The 23,572-nt window shown below is 37.8% G+C and carries 26 protein-coding genes and 1 pseudogene; 8 read left to right on the top strand and 19 right to left on the bottom strand.

Annotation, left to right across the window (positions count from 1 at the left end):
• Window positions 1-62: 62 nt before the first annotated feature.
• The 4 genes from EV146_RS23220 to EV146_RS23205 form a co-directional block, all read right to left on the bottom strand.
• Window positions 63-1,070, bottom strand: coding sequence for an SDR family oxidoreductase (locus EV146_RS23220; RefSeq protein WP_373566083.1), 1,008 nt, complete (start codon window positions 1,068-1,070; stop codon window positions 63-65).
• 383 nt (window positions 1,071-1,453) lie between these two features.
• Complete coding sequence (locus EV146_RS23215; protein ID WP_132011121.1) at window positions 1,454-2,308, bottom strand: aminoglycoside phosphotransferase family protein; 855 nt, start codon at window positions 2,306-2,308, stop codon at window positions 1,454-1,456.
• Window positions 2,309-2,351: 43 nt separating this feature from the next.
• The gene (locus EV146_RS23210; RefSeq protein ID WP_132011120.1) at window positions 2,352-3,062 is read right to left on the bottom strand and encodes a class I SAM-dependent methyltransferase; all 711 of its coding nucleotides are present in this window, start codon (window positions 3,060-3,062) and stop codon (window positions 2,352-2,354) included.
• A 102-nt stretch (window positions 3,063-3,164) separates the two neighbouring features.
• Window positions 3,165-3,614: an NUDIX hydrolase gene (locus EV146_RS23205; protein ID WP_132011119.1), complete on the bottom strand. Its 450-nt coding sequence runs from the start codon at window positions 3,612-3,614 to the stop codon at window positions 3,165-3,167.
• A 312-nt stretch (window positions 3,615-3,926) separates the two neighbouring features.
• Here EV146_RS23205 and EV146_RS23200 point away from each other — a divergent pair, with 312 nt between their 5' ends.
• A complete protein-coding gene (locus EV146_RS23200; protein WP_121612601.1) occupies window positions 3,927-4,355 on the top strand; it encodes a CBS domain-containing protein in 429 nt (142 codons plus the stop codon).
• Window positions 4,356-4,654: 299 nt separating this feature from the next.
• Complete coding sequence (locus EV146_RS28265) at window positions 4,655-4,783, top strand: hypothetical protein (protein WP_258236017.1); 129 nt, start codon at window positions 4,655-4,657, stop codon at window positions 4,781-4,783.
• Between the two features lie 140 nt (window positions 4,784-4,923).
• Here the strand turns inward: EV146_RS28265 and EV146_RS23195 are convergent, their stop codons facing one another.
• Complete coding sequence (locus EV146_RS23195) at window positions 4,924-5,166, bottom strand: phosphatase (protein ID WP_132011118.1); 243 nt, start codon at window positions 5,164-5,166, stop codon at window positions 4,924-4,926.
• Window positions 5,167-5,385: 219 nt separating this feature from the next.
• Here EV146_RS23195 and EV146_RS28260 point away from each other — a divergent pair, with 219 nt between their 5' ends.
• Together EV146_RS28260 and EV146_RS23190 are read left to right on the top strand one after the other, a co-directional pair.
• Entirely contained in the window at window positions 5,386-5,514 is a 129-nt protein-coding gene (locus EV146_RS28260; RefSeq protein WP_258236018.1) for a hypothetical protein, read from the top strand.
• 47 nt (window positions 5,515-5,561) lie between these two features.
• Window positions 5,562-6,533: an alpha/beta hydrolase gene (locus EV146_RS23190; protein ID WP_241994026.1), complete on the top strand. Its 972-nt coding sequence runs from the start codon at window positions 5,562-5,564 to the stop codon at window positions 6,531-6,533.
• A 129-nt stretch (window positions 6,534-6,662) separates the two neighbouring features.
• Here the strand turns inward: EV146_RS23190 and EV146_RS23185 are convergent, their stop codons facing one another.
• Window positions 6,663-7,028 (bottom strand): nuclear transport factor 2 family protein, encoded by a 366-nt coding sequence (locus EV146_RS23185; RefSeq protein ID WP_132011117.1) that lies wholly within the window; start codon window positions 7,026-7,028, stop codon window positions 6,663-6,665.
• Window positions 7,029-7,201: 173 nt separating this feature from the next.
• Window positions 7,202-7,501, bottom strand: coding sequence for a hypothetical protein (locus tag EV146_RS23180; RefSeq protein WP_132011116.1), 300 nt, complete (start codon window positions 7,499-7,501; stop codon window positions 7,202-7,204).
• 244 nt (window positions 7,502-7,745) lie between these two features.
• Between EV146_RS23180 and EV146_RS23175 the strand changes: the two genes are divergently transcribed.
• A complete protein-coding gene (locus EV146_RS23175; protein WP_132011115.1) occupies window positions 7,746-8,141 on the top strand; it encodes a hypothetical protein in 396 nt (131 codons plus the stop codon).
• A 739-nt stretch (window positions 8,142-8,880) separates the two neighbouring features.
• Window positions 8,881-9,918: a site-2 protease family protein gene (locus EV146_RS23170; protein WP_422392566.1), complete on the top strand. Its 1,038-nt coding sequence runs from the start codon at window positions 8,881-8,883 to the stop codon at window positions 9,916-9,918.
• Window positions 9,919-10,150: 232 nt separating this feature from the next.
• On the opposite strand, the gene EV146_RS23165 is transcribed toward EV146_RS23170, so the two are convergent.
• The 8 genes from EV146_RS23165 to EV146_RS23130 form a co-directional block, all read right to left on the bottom strand.
• The gene (locus tag EV146_RS23165) at window positions 10,151-11,050 is read right to left on the bottom strand and encodes an NAD(P)/FAD-dependent oxidoreductase (RefSeq protein WP_132011113.1); all 900 of its coding nucleotides are present in this window, start codon (window positions 11,048-11,050) and stop codon (window positions 10,151-10,153) included.
• Between the two features lie 61 nt (window positions 11,051-11,111).
• Window positions 11,112-11,552, bottom strand: coding sequence for an Rrf2 family transcriptional regulator (locus EV146_RS23160; protein WP_132011112.1), 441 nt, complete (start codon window positions 11,550-11,552; stop codon window positions 11,112-11,114).
• A 450-nt stretch (window positions 11,553-12,002) separates the two neighbouring features.
• A complete protein-coding gene (locus tag EV146_RS23155; RefSeq protein WP_158287191.1) occupies window positions 12,003-12,506 on the bottom strand; it encodes a GNAT family N-acetyltransferase in 504 nt (167 codons plus the stop codon).
• 1,280 nt (window positions 12,507-13,786) lie between these two features.
• Window positions 13,787-14,290, bottom strand: coding sequence for a DinB family protein (locus EV146_RS23150; protein ID WP_132011110.1), 504 nt, complete (start codon window positions 14,288-14,290; stop codon window positions 13,787-13,789).
• Window positions 14,291-14,482: 192 nt separating this feature from the next.
• Window positions 14,483-15,043, bottom strand: coding sequence for a histidine phosphatase family protein (locus tag EV146_RS23145; RefSeq protein ID WP_132011109.1), 561 nt, complete (start codon window positions 15,041-15,043; stop codon window positions 14,483-14,485).
• Between the two features lie 234 nt (window positions 15,044-15,277).
• Complete coding sequence (locus EV146_RS23140) at window positions 15,278-16,291, bottom strand: zinc-dependent alcohol dehydrogenase family protein (RefSeq protein WP_132011108.1); 1,014 nt, start codon at window positions 16,289-16,291, stop codon at window positions 15,278-15,280.
• A gap of 186 nt (window positions 16,292-16,477) precedes the next feature.
• Window positions 16,478-16,780, bottom strand: a complete 303-nt coding sequence (locus EV146_RS23135) for an ArsR/SmtB family transcription factor (RefSeq protein WP_132011107.1) — start codon at window positions 16,778-16,780, stop codon at window positions 16,478-16,480.
• Between the two features lie 272 nt (window positions 16,781-17,052).
• A complete protein-coding gene (locus EV146_RS23130) occupies window positions 17,053-17,586 on the bottom strand; it encodes a transcription elongation factor GreAB (protein WP_132011106.1) in 534 nt (177 codons plus the stop codon).
• A 177-nt stretch (window positions 17,587-17,763) separates the two neighbouring features.
• Here EV146_RS23130 and EV146_RS23125 point away from each other — a divergent pair, with 177 nt between their 5' ends.
• On the top strand, window positions 17,764-17,997 hold the full coding sequence (locus tag EV146_RS23125) for a hypothetical protein (RefSeq protein ID WP_158287190.1): 234 nt from the start codon (window positions 17,764-17,766) through the stop codon (window positions 17,995-17,997).
• Window positions 17,998-18,215: 218 nt separating this feature from the next.
• On the opposite strand, the gene EV146_RS23120 is transcribed toward EV146_RS23125, so the two are convergent.
• The 3 genes and pseudogenes from EV146_RS23120 to EV146_RS23110 form a co-directional block, all read right to left on the bottom strand.
• Window positions 18,216-18,395, bottom strand: a complete 180-nt coding sequence (locus EV146_RS23120) for a hypothetical protein (RefSeq protein ID WP_132011104.1) — start codon at window positions 18,393-18,395, stop codon at window positions 18,216-18,218.
• Window positions 18,396-18,435: 40 nt separating this feature from the next.
• Window positions 18,436-19,464: a phosphotransferase gene (locus EV146_RS23115; protein WP_132011103.1), complete on the bottom strand. Its 1,029-nt coding sequence runs from the start codon at window positions 19,462-19,464 to the stop codon at window positions 18,436-18,438.
• Window positions 19,465-19,898: 434 nt separating this feature from the next.
• Window positions 19,899-21,082, bottom strand: a pseudogene (locus EV146_RS23110) (iron-containing alcohol dehydrogenase).
• A gap of 365 nt (window positions 21,083-21,447) precedes the next feature.
• On the opposite strand from EV146_RS23110, the gene EV146_RS23105 reads away from it, so the two are divergent.
• Window positions 21,448-22,092, top strand: a complete 645-nt coding sequence (locus tag EV146_RS23105) for a glycosyltransferase (RefSeq protein WP_132011102.1) — start codon at window positions 21,448-21,450, stop codon at window positions 22,090-22,092.
• 472 nt (window positions 22,093-22,564) lie between these two features.
• Here EV146_RS23105 and EV146_RS23100 read toward each other — a convergent pair whose 3' ends face one another.
• Window positions 22,565-23,518 carry a hypothetical protein gene (locus EV146_RS23100; RefSeq protein WP_132011101.1) on the bottom strand — a complete coding sequence of 318 codons (954 nt, stop codon included), beginning with the start codon at window positions 23,516-23,518 and terminating at the stop codon, window positions 22,565-22,567.
• Window positions 23,519-23,572 lie beyond the last annotated feature (54 nt).

Raw genomic sequence — 23,572 nt, 5'->3', positions numbered from 1 at the left:
TTCTTCCTTTTGACTTCCGTTAAACATGAATAGATTCCAAAATCTGTTAAGTTCCTTGATCTCTACCTGCTTCTTCTTATTGCAGTCCAAGCGAGTATTCCTAATCCGACACCTGCCAGCTTGAACAGGGCAGAATGCTTTGATGCTTTCACATACATACTGGAAGACCGTTTCCAGCCTATGTTCGTCCCTCGCTCGTGCATCCCGTAACCTGCGTGATATAAATTCCCTTCTTCGCGGAGATTTGAAGGTCTATTTGGGTCATACTGGGTCGGAGGCATAAACCGTTCCATTAGTTTATCTGTCAAACGCGGAAAGTTTGCACCGATCAATTTTATCGCTTTAGCTTGCGAACCGATAAACATGTCCCTCTTTGGGTGTTCTGCCGCATACAGGATTGCTTCAGCTACAGCTTCTGGCGGATAAATCATCCCTTTATGTATCGGCTGCTCGTCTAGATAACTTGTTGCATGTTCATTGTAAGGTGTATCGATTCTCCCCGGATGAATGAGTGTCACTGAAATGGGGACATTTTCATTTTCTAATTCCATTCTTAAGCTCTCCGTCCACGCGTGCACGGCAAACTTTGAAGGAGCATACGTTGATTGAATAAGAGTGCCTCGGTCCCCAAATAAACTACCAACGTTAATGAGTGCACCTGGAACACCTCTTCCTTTAAAGTGTTTCACCGCTTCCTTCGAGCCGTAAACAACTCCCCAATAATTCGTATCAAACATACGCTTCATATCCTCAATACTAACATCCATTGCGTACCCATATATCGTTACCCCGGCATTATTCACCCACGTGTCAAAACGTCCAAATTCCTTTAAAGCCGCTTCCGCAATTTTTTTAACATCTTCCTCTATCCCGACATCTGCTTTTACCATCATGGCAGTATGGCCCTTTTCCTGTAATTCTTTAACGAGTTCCTTTAATGCTTCTTCATTTCTTGCTGCTGCCACTACTTTCGCACCACTTTCAGCTGCCATCCTCGCAGTTACAAGACCAATTCCGCTTGATGCCCCTGTAATCACAATAACCTGGTCTTTTAAATTCTTTAAATTCATATTCCTTTTTCCGCTCAGAATCCCCCTCTCCCCTTTGTCCAGATTGCTTATTTCTCGATCCATAAAAATAGCCTCCCTGATTAACCAATATATATATAGAAGAATTAGCCGTTGCTCTACTTACAGTAGTATTTGCTCAATAAGGAAAACAATTTATATAAATTACCGTGATTCCATTTACCAGTCCGTCCTGTACTTTCGTTAAGCTAACCAGTTAATGACTTTCTTACGTACAGAACCCCTAACGGGAACAAGCCGCAGGGGTTTCTCTTTAGCCACGATATTGGTTTTACAAAAACGAAAAATCATTTTCCACTAGAGTTGATTCCATTATTTGTAAATCCTTTTAACATCCCGGTTCTGCACGCTTTCGTTGAAGAGCGTCATGATCCTTTTTTGATTACATTCACCCAGTAGTCCCAGGCTTTAAGATATTCCCCAAAATCACTTGAATGATGTTTAATACACGTCCCAAGCCTTAGATATAAACCAATGACCACTTTTTCGTATAAGAATGACTTCTCTTTTTCTCCTTCAATCATCAAATGACTTACTGCGTAATCAAAGGTTTCTTTTGTTAAATCATCAGGGGAAGAGCAAAAGGCATAGATTAAATCATATAGAGGTTCTCCTATAACGGGAGCAGGATCAATCACGCCACAGAGCTGCTGCTCATGAAAAATGAAATTATGAACTCCGCAATCCCCATGTATTAAATATGGTTTTATTTCTAATCGGATTTTTTTAACAAGGGTAATGACAAAATCATGGTCATCTCTACCCAATCGTGAATCAATCCATTTTTTTGCTTCAAGGATTTCATTGATCAGAAAATTCTCCCAGGAATCTGCCGGCTGGTCCGCCCACCCCCAGCCGACTACATCGGGTATGGGCTTATAATGATTCAGAAGTCCTTGTACCAGAGCCTTGAGAATTTCTTTTTTATTTTTTCTGCCGTAATCTGTTGACCCGTTAATGAAAGAATAAACGATATATTTATAAGATGGCTCCATAAATAACAGTTTAGGCAATAAAGTTGTTTCTTTATAATAATGGAGAAAAGCTGCCTCTGACTGAATCACTTCAGGGGTATTTATCTTAACTACGTATTTGATCCCATCACTGTTCAGGAGATACAGTTGACTGACCGTACCCCCGATTAATGGTTCATATTGTGTTGGTTTTGTATGTATGATCTTATTTTGAAGCAGCTCCAAAATGACTTTTTTAATGTCCATTTTTCATCCCCACTTTTAAATCCGAATACTAATGTATCTCCTTTCAATTTCCCCGCCTAGCCTTTACAATTAAAAAATTAGGATTGTTCATTAGTCTCTCATACCCATCTGGTTTTAGTGATTTAAATTCTACGGTTGGCTGAGGTTCAACAATGCTTTCGATCGTAAAATACTGAAGAGTCTTGTTCAATATTTCATTCAAAGGCCTACGGTAAAACGGGACATCGATCAACTTTCCTTGCCTTTCCCATTGGTCATTAATGAGCTCTGTAGAAAAGTACTTCTTTTCTTTAGAAAGGTTTATATCCATAAAAGGATGATGGGTTGAAAATAGCAGGATCCCTCCTGGTTTTAAAATCCTTTGAAACTCACTAAAAGGCCTGTCCCAATCTTGAATATAATGCATGACCAGAGAACTGATTATGAGATCGAAAGAATGATTTTGAAAAGGCAGTTCTTTGCTAAGATCCAGATTTAGAACCCTCGCTTTGTTCCCAACACGCCTTTTAGCAGCTGCTACCATATCTGTACTGATGTCAGTTGCGGTCACTTCTGCGCCAAGCTTAAGTAACTCGGCTGTATACCAGCCTGCTGCACAGCCAGCATCAAGCACCTTCTGGTTTTTTATATTTGCAGGGAACAAGTTCAACATTGCCGGTCTTTCGTAATAAATGTTATATGCATTTTTAGTGTCTGCATGGTGTTCATAATCGCTCGCAAGCTGATCGAAAGCTGTTCTTACGTTTATATCCATTCAACTATTCCCCTTTTAATATGGATTATCCATTTAACATTACCTCTAAAAAGAAAGAAAACTGTCTGTTGGGCGGCAATTCTCCCTTAAAGTTTAAATTTATTATGAAAGTTTATAAATCATTCCTTCGTTATCTTTCCCATTGAATTCTAAATAAAAGGGGTGAGTACTTTCATCTAGGCAATACTCGATCCTCTTTCTGAAATTTTTCCAGGTTACCATCTCTAATGCTTCTTTAATGGGGTAAAATCCGACTTCTAAGCTCTCACCAGGGCAGGCAGTTGGAGCTCCCCCAATTGCTTTACCTAAAAATAATGTATTGCAGATGGAGCGATCTACATTTTGAAAGACACCACAAAATTTTATGATCTCAATATCGATTCCTGATTCCTCTTTTGCTTCCCTGATGGCAGCATCTTTAATTGATTCCCCCTCTTCCACTTGTCCGCCAGGCATCTCCCATCCACGGCGCGGGCCTTTTATCAATAAAATTTCTCCTTTATCATTAAAAACAATACTTGCTGCTGAAACAATGTGTTTCGGTATTGGCATCCAGATATCCTCCCCAAATTTCACACAAATTGTTATGGAGTAACTAAGTATTTTTTCAACAAATAAGCTGCATATCCCTTTGTAAAAAACGCATACACCAAACCTTTTATTATTTCTGGAACGACATTGTGGACAACCCCCGCAGTCGATACAAAAAAAATTGGTGGGCATTCATGAATTGTTTAGGTTGTACATATGGACGAGGCACATCACAATCTCCCGTAAATAATTGATCAAAGGTTTCTTAAAATAATTAGGTGAAATAGCGGCAAACTAAGAACTCAAAATTCAGTTATAAAGGTGGTTATTTGCATGAAAAGTGTAAAAGAAATTATGACGAAAGATGTAAAGGCCTGCGCACCACATGATTCAGTGAGATCAGCTGCAAAAATTATGCAGGAAATTAATTGTGGCGCAGTCCCAGTCTGTGAAAATAAAAAAGTGATCGGCATGATCACGGACCGGGATATTGTATTAAATGTGGTTGCAGACGGACAGGATAGTGATTCTGTTCATTGTCATGATTGTATGACGAGTGATGTTATTACTTGTTCTCCAGAAACGGACGTTCATGAATGTGCCCGCATCATGGCGGACAATCAAATCAGGAGAATACCTGTCGTTGAAAATGGAGAAATGGTCGGCATTTGTGCAATCGGGGATTTGGCAAGAGTCAACATTTTCGTCAACGAAGCTGGAACAGCATTAAGCCAAATTTCAGAACCTACCCATTTGCAGTAATACATGGAATAGATAAGATCGTAGTTACAAGCTGGAGCGTGCTTGCTTCAGCTTTTGGATTTATTCCATCACCTAGCACCCGGGGGACGACACCAGGAATGCAAAAATGGGTTCTGGTTATCACTCCTTAAGGATCACAGCATTCATAGTAAGCAGGCTTAAATATTGGGCATGCTATAAAGGAAAGTTACCTAAAGGACAACAATAACGAGGAAGCGATCATCTCCCCCCAAAAAAACTTACTTCTAATGGGTACAATTAAAAAGACACTGTTCAAACTATGATTAGGAGGCAGAAAGATGCCAGGGAATGAAAACAAGAAACAGCAAACTAAAGGGGACAACCGTAATCAAGATAAAAACAATAAAAAAGATACGATGAATTCTGAAAAAATCAGGTACGAGCATGCGGACGACATATATAAATAATAAAAAAATTAAGGGCCAATCAGCAAACGACTAAACGTATGAACCGGCCCTTTATCTTGTCTATATATATGTTTCATAAAGTATCATTTTAAACTTCTTCTGTTCCTTATTCCTACCCACGTAATAGAATAGAAAATCTTCTACTTCTTTCTTATGGATTTGACTACCAACATTACACCTATTAACCCTAATAAAATAGAAAGTATAACTGGAAATGTCCCTGTCTCTCTAAAAGCAGTTCCGTAGACTCCGTATCTATTATCCCACCCCAGACCATCAGTACCTGCTAACACCTGAGAATAGAATGATGCAGAAATCAATGTTGAACCATAGATAATTGAACTTGATAATAAAAAAGTTAAACCAATCGTTAATAGTTTCATTTTATCTGCCCACCTATATCATACTAATCTGTATAAGATATCCTGTTTATATAATACGTAAATAGTAAAATTATTCCTTGTCTTTTTCAAAAGTAGTATCCTTACAAAGAAAACCTTGTAAAAAAATGTGGCGGATTAACACCATCCCTTTCTGCATTGGGGATGTTCGTATCCATTTAACTTATTCATCCACTTTTATTCCTAAAAGGGATATCCTCCATGAAGATCCAATTTCCATTGAAGGCGAAAAAAGACGGAATTACTCTCGAAGCAGCCCTGCAATACGAAGGATTGTATATATCAAAATTTACCGAACTGCCAGTTGATTATTATACACCCTGTCCCTAATATAATTTATATAAGAAGTAATATATGCACTCTGAGGAGGACATTTAGTGAAAGTCAGTAATAAAATGATTGATAAACAATTGAGAATCAGAGGAAAGCTTTTTAATCTTTTAATAAATAAATCCAGTGAAGCCAAGTATATAAAGTTTATGCATGCGATTAATAAACGAATGGAGAAACAGAAAGGAAAAGCCATTGAGGGATTATACTCTAGTCAAGAGTGGATTACACGGAAAGATGGCTCAAAATTACGTATCTGTATATATAAACCGCTTAATCCAAAAACCGATGTACCTGGTGTCCTTTGGCTGCACGGCGGAGGATATGCACAAGGGATTCCTGAAACATTTGCGGACACTTACAAAAGATTAATAGAGGCAAGCGATTGTGTAATCATAGCCCCTGACTATCGTTTATCAATAGAGGCTCCATTTCCGGCTGCATTAGAGGACTCTTACGCTGCCCTTTTATGGATGAAAAGTCATGCAAGCGAACTTGGGATTAGGGACAATCAACTTATCGTAGGCGGGGAGAGTGCTGGCGGGGGATTAACTACTGCACTTACTCACTATGCGAGGGACAAACAAGAAGTAAATATTGCTTTTCAAATGCCTTTATATCCAATGATAGATGACCGAATGATAACAGAATCCGCTAAAGATAATAACGCTCCTATTTGGAATTCAAAAACCAACAGATGGGCATGGAAGCTATATCTTGGTGAATTATTTGAGAAAAATGTGCCTGCATATGCTGCAGCTGCCAGGGCAACAGATTATAGTAACCTTCCACCTACCATTACATTTGTAGGTGATATCGAACCTTTCAGAGATGAAACGATTATGTATGTTGAAAATTTAAAACGAGCAGGTATCCCAGTATACTTTGAGTTGTATAAAGGCTGTTATCATGGGTTTGATATTATAAACCCCCATGCAGAAATAAGTAAAAAGGCAATCTCGTTCTTCATTCGTTCGTTTAAATTGGCGGTAGAACGTTATTTTGCAGAACAGAGTTAGTCCTTAACTTTACCACCTTAATCATTCATACAGTTAAAAGGAATTTGTTAGAAGAGCTTTACTTCCTCTAAGGATGAAGCTCTTCCAATAATACCCTCTGCAACAAACCTTGTTTATCAAGAAAGGTATTCAAGCTGAAGGATCTTTTTTTGTTCCTTGATGAAAGACCATTTTCCATTTACCCTCGTTAAGTTTCCATATAGAACTGCGCAAAGAATGTTGTTTACTTTCTTCATTGAAAATGCTGTATGTCGCTAACAAGACGGAATCCGATAGAGGGTGAACATCAAAATCACTCAATGTCATCCTAACTATTCCTATTCCGCTTTCACCGATCTCTTCATCCTTATACAAAACCTTCCCTGAACTTCCGAATTCAAAGAAATCATCAGCCAATAATTTTTTTAGCTCCGTTCTCGATGAACGTACTTCTGGGTTTAATAATTTCTCCTCCAACTCTTTAATATGGGCTTTTAAATAGTTATTGGTTTTCATTAGGTGATGTCCCCTTTACAACGATTATTCATCTCTTTCAACCTAAAGAGCGCAAATTTAACCTGATTAATGCCCGTCCTGTTATAAAATAAAACTGATTTCTTGTAGAAGAAAAAATCACGCTAAATCAAGTTGCTTTTGCATCCTGTAGTTGATTAAGTAAAAGCTTTTGTCTATAAAAAATATTCTTGGTACTCAATAACGGTTGCGATTGTTGCCCCTACTAGGTAAACAATAGATGCAAAAAATGCATATGAAGGGTAGAATTTTTTCTCCGGCGAATTAACTTTAATCCCAACCCCCCCTTGTACTTGCCTATCTAAATTACGGCTTGTTACCCCACCCGATGATGAAAAGAAATAGATACTTACTGCACTTATTAGTCCGACAAAAAAAGATGATTCAATAAATCCTAGATCAGTAATAAAAGTGATACCAAAATTGATCATTCCAATTATAACTAAGGTTATCATGCTGCTTACCATCTTACCTATGCCAATTCCCCCTTTTTATTTAATACGACTGAGATATCAAATTGTTCCCAATTCAATAATTATTTTAGCTGATGTCATAGAAGCCCTATTCTACTCCCCTGCACCGTACTTAATAACGAATTTAATTAGCCTAATCCTCCGATTACCTACATCATAAATCCTTACTATTTGAATATATTTTATTTAGAAAATAAAGTTAATTCAATGGAATGAGGTTATGGAAATGAAAAAAATGATTAGTATCACACTGGCAAGTAATCTTATTTTAATCATTAATCTATCAGCACTTTTGATGCATATCCTGATATTACTTAAAATTCTTCCATATAGCTTTGTATGGGGAGGAAGATTAAAGAACGAGGCGGATTTAATCCTATTTGAAAGCATATCAATAGTTGTGCAAATACTTTTCATTTCAATTATTGCGATAAAAGCAGGATATGTTTTTAAAGAAAAGTTCAGAAGGACGGTGATGTTGGCCACTTGGGTCCTGTTTGCTCTTATGGTGCTTAATACAATAGGAAATTCAGTTTCAAGCTCTGGATTTGAAAAGCTGATCATGACTCCATTGACCAGTCTGCTTGCCATTTTAGTCTTCAGATTAGCCATCGAAAAATAAATTTTCACGAAGAAAAATAGATGATTTTCTTAAACTACTGCCCTATTTATTGTTGAAAGTAGAAAAGAGACCGGCTGGAATAACAGCCGGTTCTTAATCTTGCATCCGTTTGGTTTAGCACAATTCTTCACCATTTAAAATGCTATTTTTCCGTAAACTTAGCCAAGGAATCCGAATAAAGGTTTTCACTCCTCAAAGAAATGACAGGGAGATGAATTGACTTATAAGATTCGTTAAGAAAAGCCCCACTAACGCCACTATGACAAATATCCTCCAATATAGATATAGGTTATTCAAAAAACCCTCCCCTTAATTTTTTTCGATTCGTGAGATTAGACATTTTTGAAACCTCACTTTAGTTATTTCGTATTCATAGATGATAAATAAGGAATGCAATCTTTTCACCATAATTTTTTTCGAAATCAATTATTTCCAACTTCTTTTGATACGCTGCATTTAAATTCAATGACCGAAGAACCGTTTGAATCGGTTAGTTGATTATGTCGGAGTCATTGCGTATAGAAGGAGGAAAAAGGGGGAAATCCAATTAAACATTAATATGCAGCAAAAAAAATGTCTACATAATGAATGTACCGTTTCCTTATTTCATTAATAATTGATCTATAAAGACAAGAAATGACTGTTTACCTTTTTTGAGAGGAGTACACCTTTGAAAGAATCAAAACTAAAAAAAACGTGGCTGGGATTAGGAGCAGTAGGGCTGTTCCTTTTAAGTAAGATGAAATGGCTATTTGTTGTGTTAAAATTAGCCAAGTTCGGGAGTTTAATCTCCATCTTTGTCTCTTTGGGTGCCTATGCCCTTGTATACGGATGGAAGTTTGCGGGTGTTATTGTGTACTTGATTTATGTGCATGAAATGGGACACTTGCTTGCGGCTAAAAGAAAAGGGGTCAAAACATCCAAAGCCATCTTCATCCCTTTCCTGGGAGCCTTTATCTCCATGAAAGAGCAACCAAAAGACGCCAACACTGAGGCATATTTAGCTTATGGCGGTCCGCTTTTAGGGACGATCGCCTTCCTTCCAGCAATCCCCTTGTTCATTATGACCGATAATCCATTCTGGTTGTTGGTCATTACGCTAGGTGCCTTATTAAACCTGTTTAACCTTATGCCTGTCCATCCCTTGGACGGAGGGAGAATTGTCGGCGTCATTTCAACAAAAATTTGGGCATTAGGGATAATTGGTATGATACTGTACTTATTCTTCCATCCGAATCCACTTCTAATATTGTTTCTGTTATTTGGAGTCGGAAAATGGTGGAGTGATTTCCGCGGAGAAATGAATGCTTTTAAAAGACAGGTTGTTATCGATGCGAACCGCTTTGCGATGGAGGAGTTTGAGAAATTCACAGCAGCACCTTTTGACGAAAGAATTGGGTTCATTAATAAATGGAATGCTGAAGCTGATTACATGAAGCGTAAATTATATAAGATGAATGGTTGGTTCATTCCCGTTTTAGAGGATAAAAAGAAGAAGGAAAAATACAAAATCGAAACGGAAATAAGTACCCGTTCCTTATTGATGGACCATATCTTAAAGATAGATACCGAACCAAAAGAAACGGTTCTAGATTTCCACAAAAATAAAATCAAAGAACAAGAAGAGCAATTGGAAAGTGAACGGTCGTATTATGTTTCAGACCGTAAGACAAAAATCGTTTGGGGTATCCTTTATGTGGGACTAGCCATTTTCCTGATTGCAACAAGCATGTATGCCGGGGATTTAATGGACCAATACAAATCAATGCTTCCTTAATCTGTTAGGATAATCTGATGAAACCAACATATCTGCCCATAATAGGCAGTCTCGTTTTGACTGCTCCCCTAAAAACGTACAACTACGTAAATTCACCATCCTGTTGGCATCTAAAAAAGCAAAACTCACCTAGTGAATTGGTGAGTTTTTTGTTATAAATCCTAAGCCTTATTTGACTAAAAAACTCGTTAGTTTAAGTACATTGCTTTACAATGTTTTAATAATGATTGAATTAAAACTCGTCTTGGGTTAAGTCTGTATTCACTCCAATTGCGGCTTTACTACCTTCAGCCGCCGCAATAATCACTTGTGAAGGAGCGATAACTGATGTATCACCTGCTGCATAAACACCTTCAATATTGGTCCTGCCCAACTCATCTGTTATAATTCCGCCAAGCTGGTTTATTTCGCATCCTAAAGATTGACCCAAATGTGAAGCCTGAATCCATTGGGGTGTCACAAATCCGCCATTCCTCTTTACTTCTTGACCATCCTCAAAAATTACGGATTCTAAAAATCCATTTTCACCAACAAGAGTTTTGATTTTTTGTTCAGATACCTTTATACCTTTTCTTTGAAGCACTTCTTTTTGCTCCGTAGTTAAAACCTTGTGTCCATTGGTACAAACGATTAAGTCTTTGCTCCAATTATAAACAATTTTAACAAAATGGAAAGCATGTGGGAATTCTGTTAACACTATAAGCGGAAGGTCTTTCAACTCCCAGCCATCACAATAAGGACAACTAAAAAGACTTTTTCCGTAATAATTCATAAGGTTATCCACGGACGGATGGATTTCCTTTAGACCAGTCGCTAGAATAACTTTCTTTGCTTGAATACATTCCCCTTCTTCTGTCACGAGTTCAAATAACATCCCCTTTTTTTTAACGTCAGTAATTTTTTCATTTCTAATCATTACAGAAGGATATTTGGCTATGTCATGGTGAGCAATTTTCCTGAATTCACTTGGTTTAATTCCATCTCTTGTTATAAAGCCATGCGACTCATGGGTCACCGCGTTTCTCGGAGAATTACTATCGAATAAAACCACTTTCCTTCTTGCCCTACCTAATACAAGTGCAGCGTTTAAACCTGCTGGACCTCCACCTACAATTACACAATCTAGCATAATATACGCTCCTTTTAATTAAATATATTAAATACCTTTATTATCTATAATTAAGACAAAAAAATTATTTGGACTCATTGTTAATAAAAATGATTACGCTTGAGTCAACTTTCTCAGTTAATTCCTTAATTTTCTTTTCTTTAAGATAAGTCACCATTTTGAGTTCGGCATTGACCATCACTTTTTCAATTAAACAGTTTTGATTATCAGATGCAATGTGTTCTAAATTACAGTTGAACATTGAAGCTGGTCCTTCTATGGCATGAATGACATCAAGGAACGTAATGTCATATCTGTTCTTTATTGGCTTATAGCCTCCATTAACACCAGTAGCAGATTCAATAAAACCAGCTTTTACAAGTTTTGTCAAAATTTTCGAAAGATATGTGGGAGACACTCTTAAAAATTCTGCTAATGGTCTTACCCCGATGCTTTTCCCATCAGGGATGAGAAGGAGATAAACCATCGTATGCAATGCGTAGTTGGTTGCTTTAGAGTATTTCAACTTAGTCACCTCTAATTACAGACTTAATTTGTCTATAATACAACCTGAAACGTATTTTGTCAATTTACCATTATTGATTTTCTATGTTCGGATAATCATCTTCTTCTATTGAAAAATCTTGTTACACGAGACATCAAGAAAATAAGTTTTCTCTGACTACACTGACTTATTCAACTCCCTTTAGTTCCGTAAGAAAAAGGGCTGCTGATCAGCTCCTGGTATTGAAGTAAAGATTAGTTCAACAAATTTTTTTATTTATGTTCTTTAATTGGCAGACTCAATTACAATTGCAGTCAGTCCAGTGGCAGTTGCTGTGTTTCGTGTCCTTCACCTTTTTCCCAAAAACTATATCGTTAGCTTTTATATTCATTTTTAATTCATTATCACTACAAACCCAGCCTTCTCCATCTACAACAATGGAATATATTTTTTGGTATCAAACAGACTGATTTAATCAACTTCTAACCCTAAGTAAACAGCATAATCAAACCCGGCTCGTTTATTTTTCTCCGGCACCCGCTTGAATTCCCGGAAACCAACCTTCTCATACAGGCGAATCGCGCTGTGATTCGTGTCATAAGTCTCGATGACATACTTGCCATAATCCCGGTCCTTAATTGCCTCCAGCATCAGGCCACGGCCAATTCCCTGGCCCCGAAACTTAGGAGCCGTCCCCACAATATCAAAGGAACCGGTGCCAGCCTCCAAGGAAAACGGATAGACAGGATTCGCTAAATACTTATTGACAACCCCATAAGCAATGGTGCCACGCAACAGACCCAATTCCCGCCTCAAGACTTTCTTATCCAAGGCCATAAACGGCGACTTTCGATCCGTGACAGCCACAAAAGACGCAACCTCGCCATCGGCTACCGCCACATAATAATTCTCCAAGACAAAACAATGGGCAAACGCCCGAACCAGCTTCTCCTTATCTTTAGTCAGTTGCTTCAACCACTGAAACCAGCCTTCCACAAAAATTCGGCTCATATCCAAACGCGGATCAAAACATGTCCAATCTGCTCTTATGTACTTCATCTCTCACGCTCTTTCCAAAAAAATTCTTTTTCATTACAGGATGTTAGGCTTGCTACGATTCCACCTCCGAGGTGATGAGTAAAGAACCTATAATATAACCTATAACTATTCGCATATTCCCGACATTATACGCTGTAGTATGTACCAGCCCTAAAAGAGTTGGTGCAAGGGCTATATGGCGTTATGGCTGCCCCCCCTTAAACATAAGGGAATACGGAAGGTTTTTTCCTACATTTCTAACCAATTAACAAATGGTACGTCTTTGATGGGATTTAACAATTCACGTGCTTCATCTTCACGTTTCTTTCTTAATGCTTTTGACGGTTGTTTTCCATATGTAAGGCTTGACGTTCCATTGATCTGAAAGCTCTATCAACGGAACTGGATAGGTATGTAATGGTGGAACCATTCTTGATAGCATCTTGCACTCTATTGAAAACGGCCTTCATTATTTTATTACCGCTTATATTATTACTTTCTTGTTTTGTATTACTAGATTCTAAAAGAACAATAGATTCAACTGATTTATGCAGTTAACCTATAATTGACTTTTTTATTCCACTATCCTTCCCCGATGATTCCAGATGAAAAAGCTGCCTTTAAAGACAGCTCCTATCCTTAGCTATAGAACCCTTTCGTTTAAGTGCGTTTATTCACAAACTTATCCTTTTTTCAGTTCATTCATTACAGGAGAACTTGTCTTATTTTTTAAAAAAACGACTGCTCTTATTTGCAATCGCCCTCGTAAGCTCTATTTTGACTAACTATTTCACCAAATTTTCCCTATTAATCGAATTATAATTCTTGGTATAATCATTAAGATGCTCCATACCACTTCAAATATAAACTCAATTAGGGTATCTTTTAAAAAGCCATTTCTATTTCTTTTTTTATTTTTCATCTTCTAACTCCCAATTAATTAATGGTTGTTTAACTATTCTGACTGGGAATAACAATTAGATCCTTTAAATAAATTCTACTTTTATTTTCTGTTTCCTTCTTCCGCTAACTTTTAGCTCCATAAGAAAAAAGATCGCCGCAGCGATCCCATCTTTAACTCTTGCACCCGTTTACTTAAGTATATTCTTTCACAATCTTGTATTAATAAAATAGAGGCTGCTACAGTTAGCAACCCAGATGTATATTATCGTATTCTTTTTTCTAAAGTTCATATTATTTATCTTCCAAAAGTTTAATTACATTTTAGGGGCTTCCCTACCTATCATATCCCATTCCTCTTTTGATGGACCATAAAGACCAGGGACGGTTAAACCTGCTTGCCGCATCAAAATGGTCATTTGTCCACGATGGTGAATTTGATGTTGAATCAAAAAAGTTAACAGTTCGAGATTGGACAATCTCTGTCCAAAAACATCTTGTTCATCACTAAGATTTTTGTCACTCCAATGATTTTTTACTGCTTGTGAAAAAGCATTCCTTGCTTGTTGATAGCTATCAGAGATGAATTTTGCTGAGGTTGGCACAGGATAATCATGTGTAGGTGCGTCAAGGGTAAGGTCAGTTCGAGATGAGATAACACCAATCGCTGTTACAGTATGCCAAGCTATTCTTCCTAATGTCCAATTTTGAGATGTAACTTCTTGGGATAAAGACTCATCTGTAAGTTGATTAAGAATTTTCTGAGTGGCATCTGCTTCAAAATTCCATAATTTAAAGAAACCATCTAATGTTTGAAACATATTCACCCTCCTCACTTGATACTTCATAAATATATTCTGTATATACCAAAAATTACCTCCTAATTTAATAAAAGATAATAATCCGAAAAAATAATCTACGTTAATAGCGATTCATTTTGTTCAATAAGGAATTCAACAAAAAAGGTGCTTAATCCTTCCTGGATCGACGCACCCGTTTGTTTAATAACAATCCTATGTCCTATTCCAAATTCTATTAACTTTTTTCAGATTCTTTTTATCAAATGTTAACTTGTAAATATCCGGCATATCAAGGTCTTTCCAAAAACTAAAACCATATATTTCATCAAAGAAATTCATAATTAGTACCATTATATTACCGTGTGTTCCTACAACAATGTTTTTACCTTCATAAGTTTCTAATACCTTTAAAGTTGCCTTAATCCCCCGTTTCTGGGCGTTAATATTAGATTCTCCACCTTCCCAAGAAAAGGCAGGTTCCTCCCATACCTTTGTAATAGCTAAATTAAACTCCTCAACAGGTTTTACAGATAAGTTCCGCTCCTTAAATCCGTCCTCGACTGTAACTTCTTTACCTATAAATTTTGCGACTCCCTCAACTGTTTGAACCGCCCTCTTGTATGGACTGGACATGACAATATCTATGTTTTCTCTTTCAAGAATGTTAGTAATTCTTTCTACATCAGCAATACCTCTATTAGATAAAGGTCTTCCTAATTCATCAGGTGTATATGTAGAATGTGCGTGTCGTACAAAGTACAAATTAGTAAGCAAAATTTTCCTCTCCCATATAATTTTCTTTAATATTATTCAACATCAATAATTATCTACCTTCTCTTTAGTTGAACAAGAAAAAAGCCGCTTTTTCTGGCAGCTGGTTCTTGGATAAACGCACCCGTTAATTTAAGTACATTCCTTCACATTCTAATATTCCGACTTTTTTTATAAACAATAAAAGCCTTGGTAAATACCCAAGGACTTTTGTATTTTAGTTGTTAAAAACTTTCTTTACTCAGAAACTTTTATTACAATTTTACCAAATGCCCCTTTATACAGGTGTTTATACGCATCAAGGGCTTCATCAAATGAGTACACCGTATCAATGACAGGTCTAATATCAAGCTCATCAAAAGCTCTAATCATATCCTCAAAAGCTCTACGATGTCCTACGTTGATCCCCTGGATATGAGCTTGTTTTGCTAATAATGAGAATACATTCACTTCTGCCATCATACTTTCCAAGAAACCAATAATATAAATATGACCTTGAAGAGCAAGAGCTTCAATTGAACGGTTAATACTTTGACCACCAACTACTTCTAGAATATGGTTTACACCTTTACCTTCAGTAATTTTTAATACTTCTTTTTCCCAATCTGGAGTCTCTGCATAGTTTATAACCTCTTTTGCACCCAGTGCTTTTACTCTTTCTAATTTTTCGTTGCTGCTGCTAGTTGCAATAACTTTTGCTCCTAGTGCTGAAGCAATTTGAACAGCGTATACCGAAACTCCTCCAGTTCCTTGAACAAGCACAGTATCTCCCGCTTTAATTTTTCCATATTCCACTAATGAAAACCAAACAGTAAATGCAGCGATAGGAAGTGTCGAAGCTTCCTCATCAGTTAAGGTAGCTGGTGTCATTACTGTTGCGTCCTCATCAAGCAGCATGTATTCTGCTAACCCGCCATTTTTTGGTCCTCCTAAAGCATGGGCACCATCATCTTTATTTGGAGTTCCATCCAACCATTTAGTAAACATATGAGAAGTTACACGGTCGCCTTTTTTAAACTTCTTTACCTCTGAACCTACTTTTATTACTTCCCCAGATGCATCCGATACAGGTACGAATGGTTGTGTCATTAGATGCGGCAAATAAACCCCATCAACAATTGCTTTATCACGAAAGTTAAGTGAAACAGCCTTTACACGAACAAGAAGTTGTTTCGGTCCAGGTTCTGGTGTAGGTAAATCCACCAATTTTAAATTTTCTAATCCAACGCCTTGTCTTTGCCATGCTTTCATGAGCTCAAATCCTCTCTTCATATATAATTTTATTTGTTAACAAGGAAATTATCCTAAATCACACTTTTCAAATGCACATATTAAGAATTGTCGATATGTTTTGATAAAAAATATATAAACATATTAAGAATTGTCGATATATTAGATGGTAAAAACAACTAAATTCTTATCCGAATTTAGTTGTTTTTACAGGTCTGTTTGAATGTATAAACCAAGATTTTTTATGGCTTCCTCATCCCTTTTATAGTAAGTCCATTTACCAATTCTTGTTGCCTTTATTAAACCAGCTTTTTGTAACGTTGATAGGTATTGGGAAGCAGTAGATTGTGTCATATTTAATTTTTCTGTTATTTGACTAACACACACACCTACTTCTATCAAATCAATTCCATCTTGTGGTCCAAAATGAGCAGCAGGGTCTTTAAGCCATTCTAAAATCTGTAATCGAGCCTCATTTGAAAGTGATTTAAAGATATTTAACTTGTCCATGTTCACATTATAAATCGATAAAGTTCGATTTGTCAATTCAATTGAATTTTATAACTAAAAGCTTTTTTGTAAACTTATTTTTTCTTCAACTATCCTGCCATTTAGTTGAATAAGAAATTTTTATTTAATGATAGTATAAAATTGTAATTAAACCCCTTTTGTATGATTAGCAACAATCCTTACGAAAACAGCCAAGAAAAAAAAACACCTTATTGGTGTTCTCTTTTAATTCCAAGCATCCCCCTATTTGAAATGGAGGATTTCATGTTCTCTTACTTATATCTATTTTCGCTAATAGTTTTAAAAATTCTACTATAAGCGTCTCTGATGTTGTTGTCGTTTACTTCATCGTTATATAAACCATATTCCCAGTAGGTAATTTGTTCTTTTTCCTTTAAATATCCTGTGGCATAACTTTTTGTTTTAACAGTAATTGCACCTTTGTACGATAATTCCTTATCAACGAAAGGGAGATATGACTTTTCAGTTTCTATAAAGAAAAAGGGGATAGGAGAATTTGGGTATACCGTTGCATACTTTGGCTCAGATGCTTCATAAAGAGAATCCTTCATAATAAAAATACCATCGTATGATTTATGAAAATCTTCTTTTAAAATATCAGTAAGTTGGATTCTGTTAAATTTTATATCCGTTTCATTAACCTTAGGTGGTTTTCCAACAACTCCAATGGTTAACGCTTTCCCTTCGTACAGTTCTGTACGAACGCCTACTTTATTGCAAGCAGAGATAAGTATTAACATTAACACGGGCAATAACAGAATCAACCACTGTGATTTTTTAAACATCTTTATCTATCCCCCTCTTCTATTATAAATAATAATATATTTTATTTGACTCCAACCTCAAATGAAATGGTTAGTTTCACCTAATCATAATTACTTATATAAACACTAATGGTATTTGTTACCGTTTTTTTTAAAAAATACAAAACACAAGTGGAAATAAGGACCTATTCCATGTTGTTGGAACATATCTTAACGATCGATACCGAACCGAAGGAATTGGTTCTTGCACTATACGAAAGTGAAATTAAAAAACATGAAGAGCAATTGGAAAATGATCGGTCGTATTATGTATCTGACCGAAAGACAAAAATCATTTGGGGTGTTCTGTACATTGGACTAGCTGTTTTCTTAATGGTGATCAGTATGTATGCCGGGGACTTAATGGACAAGTACAGGTTATTGCTTCCTTAATATTGTTAGAGTTTAGTGTGAAAAATTGAGCACTTCCTCTTATGCTAAAGGGATCCGTTTAGAGCTGCTTTCCTAAAAATCCATCGAAATGCCTACCCTCTTGACATCGTATTTGGCATATAAAAAAGCAAAACTCGCCTCAAGTTGGCGAGTTGTCTTTGTTATAAATGCCAAGTCATCTTTAAACCATTGGTCGAAAAAGAAATTACCAATCCCTTTTATATACCAGATTGTTGATTAGTTGTATCCTTCTTTCCTATACTAAAAGATATAATTGAAAAAATGGTTAAAATGAAATCAATAATACCAAAAGCTGCACCTTCAAGTCCTCTAAAGTTAACAAAACCGATATAAAAGAGAATAACAGCAGCTACTGTTAATACAATCCCTGGCAACATTTTTAAATTGAAGAGAAACCTCAAACTTTATGCTAAACGGTCAGGAATTTTCAAGGTATTCTTTCAGTTCCGCCAAACTATTCGCAATCTTTTTATTACAATCCTTCAGCATACGTTTGGTGTCCTCTTCATTATAGCGGTATACCTCTACCCCCATAAGCAGGGACAGATAAATTTTGTACATATAAAACCGCAGTTTGTTATTTCTTGTAAAGGTGAAGGGTTTGCCGGATAATAAGCTGTAATTTTCCTTGAATACATTGTTGTGCTCCACATCCCCGCAGATATTCTGAAGGGAGATAAATTCGGCGTAGGGGTCGCCGTAAAACGCCCGCTCATGGTCAATAATACCGTCAATATAGTATTCGCCGTCTTTTTCCGCAAGCATAATATTCATTTTCCAGATGTCAAAATTGACAAGACATGGTTCCTTAACTTCATTCAAAATCTCCCATAAGGGCTCGAAGGCTTCCAAAATAGAATCATAGGGAAGGTCGACGCCTCCCTTTCGCCCATCCCGGATCGCTATATGAACCATGTTTTGGAACGCAGAGCGCCAATCCGAGAACTGAAACTCCTTATCATTCCTTATGTATCCGAAATAACCACCCTTTATATTATGCAGTGCAGCGGTGTACCGGGCGATATCAGCAATTAGCTTCTCCTTATTTTCGGGTGTAATCTTTTCGTCCACTTTCATCCAATTCTCTCCCTGGAGTTTCTCCATGATGAAATAATCGCAATCCACGAGCGACTTACTGAAATCGTGGACGAGAATCTTTGGAACCGGCACGATTGTGTCCTGCAGTAAGCTGTAGACAAGGATTTCTGCATGCATGATATTTTTCTCGTAAGAAAGGACGTATTTAGATTCCTGAACACCAGTCTTTATGACAACTTCCTTAAATCCCCTCACGCCTTGTCCGACGAAAGATAAAATATAGACTGCGTTGAACCACCCATCGGTCAACTCGGTAATCGTATCCACAGCGATATCCTTACCGAAATTCTCTCGAATAATCATCTCAATGGTTTCCCGAGGGAAATGGCTCTTGGTATTGCTATTCATTACTCGCTCGCTCCTTTTCCTTTGGCATTTTGTTTTTATATGAAACCTTTAAAAAAGCGGCTGAAACCTAAAAAGGTAAACACTACGCAAGGGAGCGAAAACAAATTTCAATCCCGCAGCTTATCTCCCTGTTGAAGTCTATTTTTTCAATATATTTCTCCATTTCTGCTGTTCAATCAACGCACCCGATATTTTATTGATATTTTTATACAGACCGTCTATCTACCCGTTAGGGCTAACGGTTAATTCCCCTTTCTCCCTCCGGCTATTCCAACCACCTTTAAAACATTCATAAATGGATTCTCATCCCTTATCTTCATGAGTTTAACGCGTTCAGCCGAAAAATGATGTTTATTTCCACCCAGACACGGAGATACAACTCTGCTAATGGTTGAATAGGTTTTCACGCTTAGGTCCCCCAATAAACTCCGTGGTTATTTACTAATGACCTGGTATAGATGAAACAGATCCTCTTTGTTCAAGATTCTCGGTACAGGATAAAGTGGATTGGCTTCTTTTAGTGCTCGTTCTACCATGAGAGGAATATCCTTATCAACAATACCTTCGACTTTCTCCGGAATGTTCATGGCTTTGTTACGCTCCCGTATTGCACTTATGAACTTTCCGGCTTTTACCTCCATGGAATCAGCTTCTTCCGTAAGACCCACTAAATCCGCCAGCTCTGCCAAAGGTTTATGTACCGAACGGCTGTAATAGTCAAGAACATGCGGCAGGATGATGGCATTTGCCAAGCCATGCGGAATATTGTAAAATCCCCCAAGGGTATGGGCAATCGCGTGGACATAGCCAACAAAGGCTTTTGTGAAGGCAGCTCCTGCATAATAAGAAGCTATCTGCATATTTTTACGAGCATTTATATTTGTCCCATTTGAATAAGCTTCAAGGAGATTATCAAAAATGAGGCTTACCGCCTCCCTGGAGTACTTTTTTGTTTCCTCCGTATTACTTCTGCCAATGTATGCCTCGACAGCATGTGTTAAAGCATCCATCCCGGTCGTTGAAGTAATATGTGGTGGGAGATTTACTGTCAGCAGAGGATCCAGTACAGCAACGTATCAAGGACAGCATATTTTTCATGCGTCTTGCTATTGGAAATGACCGCAGCGAGTGTGGCTTCACTTCCAGTGCCGGATGTTGTTGGGACCGCAAATAAGGGAGGAATAGCTTTTCTCACTTTTAGCTGACCCTTCATTTCTGAAATGCTTTTTTCAGGTCTGGCTAAGCGTGCCCCGACACCCTTCGCACAGTCCATGGGCGAACCCCCGCCAAATGCTAAAATCCCTTCACATCCATTTGCCCGGTAAGACATTAATGCTTCTTCAATATTATCAATCGTTGGGTTTGGTACTGTCTTGTTGTAAATAACATACTTTATCCCTATAGAAGTTAACTCATATAGCAACCCATCCATTAACCCGATCTTGGTAATTCCTTTGTCCGTTACAATTAATACGTTCTTTACCCCGTTCTTTTTGATCAGCCCAGGCAGCTTGCTTAGACTTTTTTCTCCCTCTACTAATTCAGGCTGCCGCCATGGAAGAACCTTCATCACTGCTTTTAACGTTCGTTGATACATCCTGCAATACAAATGATACATATGGCCAACCCCTTATTCAGAATCTCAGGATTCCCTAAAAAACCAAAAACAAAAGCTTATTCTACATTTTTATGGGAGCTGGTACTTGGAGAGAACCGGTTTATTGCCGTGATTCTTCCCTTTTATGGCAGGTTTCAGCTGTTTATTCTCCTTGCTTTCTTTTTATTCGTTTATCGGTTTAAAGATATAATTTTCTTTTAATATTCAACATCAAAAATGATTTACCTTCTTTACCCTTTTTTTCCTATCATTTTATAGACACTTATCTAGGGAACGACTGGGTAATTTGAGCTTTTATCTGGAATAAAAACTTTCCACATAAGAATAATAAAAATGGCACTTTAACTAGGAAAGGGGAAGCTTTTATGAAAAAATTATTGCTAATTGGATTTATTTTGTTATTTCCATTAAACATGGTGGCTGGAACAACTAGTACGTACGCTAAACCACGAATAGAATGCATTAGCACATCTCAGGTTCAGTTTGAAAATGAATTCAGGAAACTTTGGATTGATCATGTATTGTGGACAAGTAATTATATAACAAGTGCGACAACAGCAGGAGCGGAGGATCAAAAACAGGTTCTGAATAGGCTTTTGAGAAATCAGGAGGATATTGGTAACGCGATAAAGCCAGTATATGGAGAGAAAGCCGGAAACAAACTTACGGATTTGCTTAAGGAGCATATTGTTATTGCGGGAAAGATTGTAGATGGTGCTAAAAGTGGAAATGAAACCTTGGTGAATCAACTAAACAAAGAATGGTACAGGAATGCGGATGAAATAGCAGTTTTCCTAAGCGGCGCAAACCCCTATTTGAAAAATGAAGACCTGAAAAATTTGCTGCATATGCATTTGAAATTAGTGGCAAATGATTTATCAGCAAGCCTAGCAAAAGATTGGGACGCAAGAATCGTTTCCATAGACGAAGGGCTCACACATATTATCACAATGGCAGATACGATCTCTGAGGGAGTCGTAAAGCAATTTCCGGATAAGTTTAAAAAATAATCTTAAAGAATCTCCAGTATTCTGTTGGAGATTCTTTAATTATGAGAACATTTGCCTACGTTAATCAAGCATACAACGACGCTGGCTGCGTAACCTCCTTGTTGCTAAAGTTTGATTTGTTTTTATATCTTGTTGAATGGTTTCATGGCCCTGTAGTGACGTCAAAGAGCGCTTCGTTCCTTACCTAATGATTGTAGCTCCTCCATAACTGCTTCGAACTCCATCCTCTTGACCTGCCTGCCTTATAACTAATAACCATTTAATGTACGAAACTAAATTCGATTCTATTTCAAGTCTTTTGACCTTCTTCATTTTACCACTATCTTATTCCAGTATTCTGCCGAGTTTGCCCAATTAGAAAAAGGAGTGCTTTTGCAACCCCACGCTTAACTGAAGCTCCTTTTATCATGATCCTTTTAATCGAAGAAATCTCCGATAGCAGCTTGCCATCTATCATTTAATAAAGTGAACATTATTTCCTTGTAGAACGGCACATGGCTTGCCGGCGGTCGTGCAGAATCATCATGAGAGTTATTCCCATGGTCACTCCCAAGATGCTGCCTAACTCTGTGGTTAAAACAGATGCAAGCGGGTTCTCAAGTGCTGATTGTGCACCGGGCCGAGTGGCGGCCAAGGAGTTAAAGAGGTTATAAGAGAACAGCATTCCCGACGAGACCCAAGCGGCTGCCATAGGAGGGAAGAACCTCTTCGACCGGCGTCGGGTGATCAGTGCCAACAAACCCCACGCGCCTGCGAAGGCCCATACACCTGTACTCAAAGACAATAGACGCCACCATAAATCCCTGTTATCCAACATAGCTGGAAGGATCCCAATCGTTCCGCCAAACGCCCAGAATAGTTTAATAGATCCAAGCAGGATACAGCCTGCCGCGACAAGCCTGGCCAAAGTGACATATAGGTTCTGGCTGCACCCCGGAAATAAATCATTCTTGATTGGATCAGCAAACGCCTCTGGCCACCGCGCTTTAGCGTAACCAGCTAATGCAAAAGGCAGACAGATTCCCACTCCTACCAGTGAGATCATAACGAAAATCTGCTCATATACCCATACGTTAGCTGCTCCTGCCTGTTGATCCCGTATCATCGCAGCAGGACCAAGTACAGGTGCCAGCAACAGCATAGGAATAAGTAAACCAGTACCTACCCAGACAGGCAAGGCGACCAGCCAGGCTGGCACTCGCTCACCCCATTTCATGCTAAAGGTCAATGCTAACAGGATCCCAGCAGCAGCTAAAACCATTGTTACTGCGTTCGCAGTGCGCCAACTTGAATCGTCCATTTGTTCGGTCGGCAGTAAGAGACCGAAAGTCCAGGCGATTTTGATTAACAAATATGGCGTTACCGCTACAGCGGCACCATAACCCCAAAACCTGCGATTCTTCATAAGCTTTTTCATTACTTTCATGAGCTCACCTCTGTCGCCAGACCAGCGAGTCCGTAAATCTCTACCTCTACAGGG

This window comes from Mesobacillus foraminis (assembly GCF_004340465.1).
Lineage (GTDB): Bacteria > Bacillota > Bacilli > Bacillales > Cytobacillaceae > Mesobacillus_B > Mesobacillus_B foraminis.
This window is presented reverse-complemented; position numbering and strand designations above follow the sequence as displayed.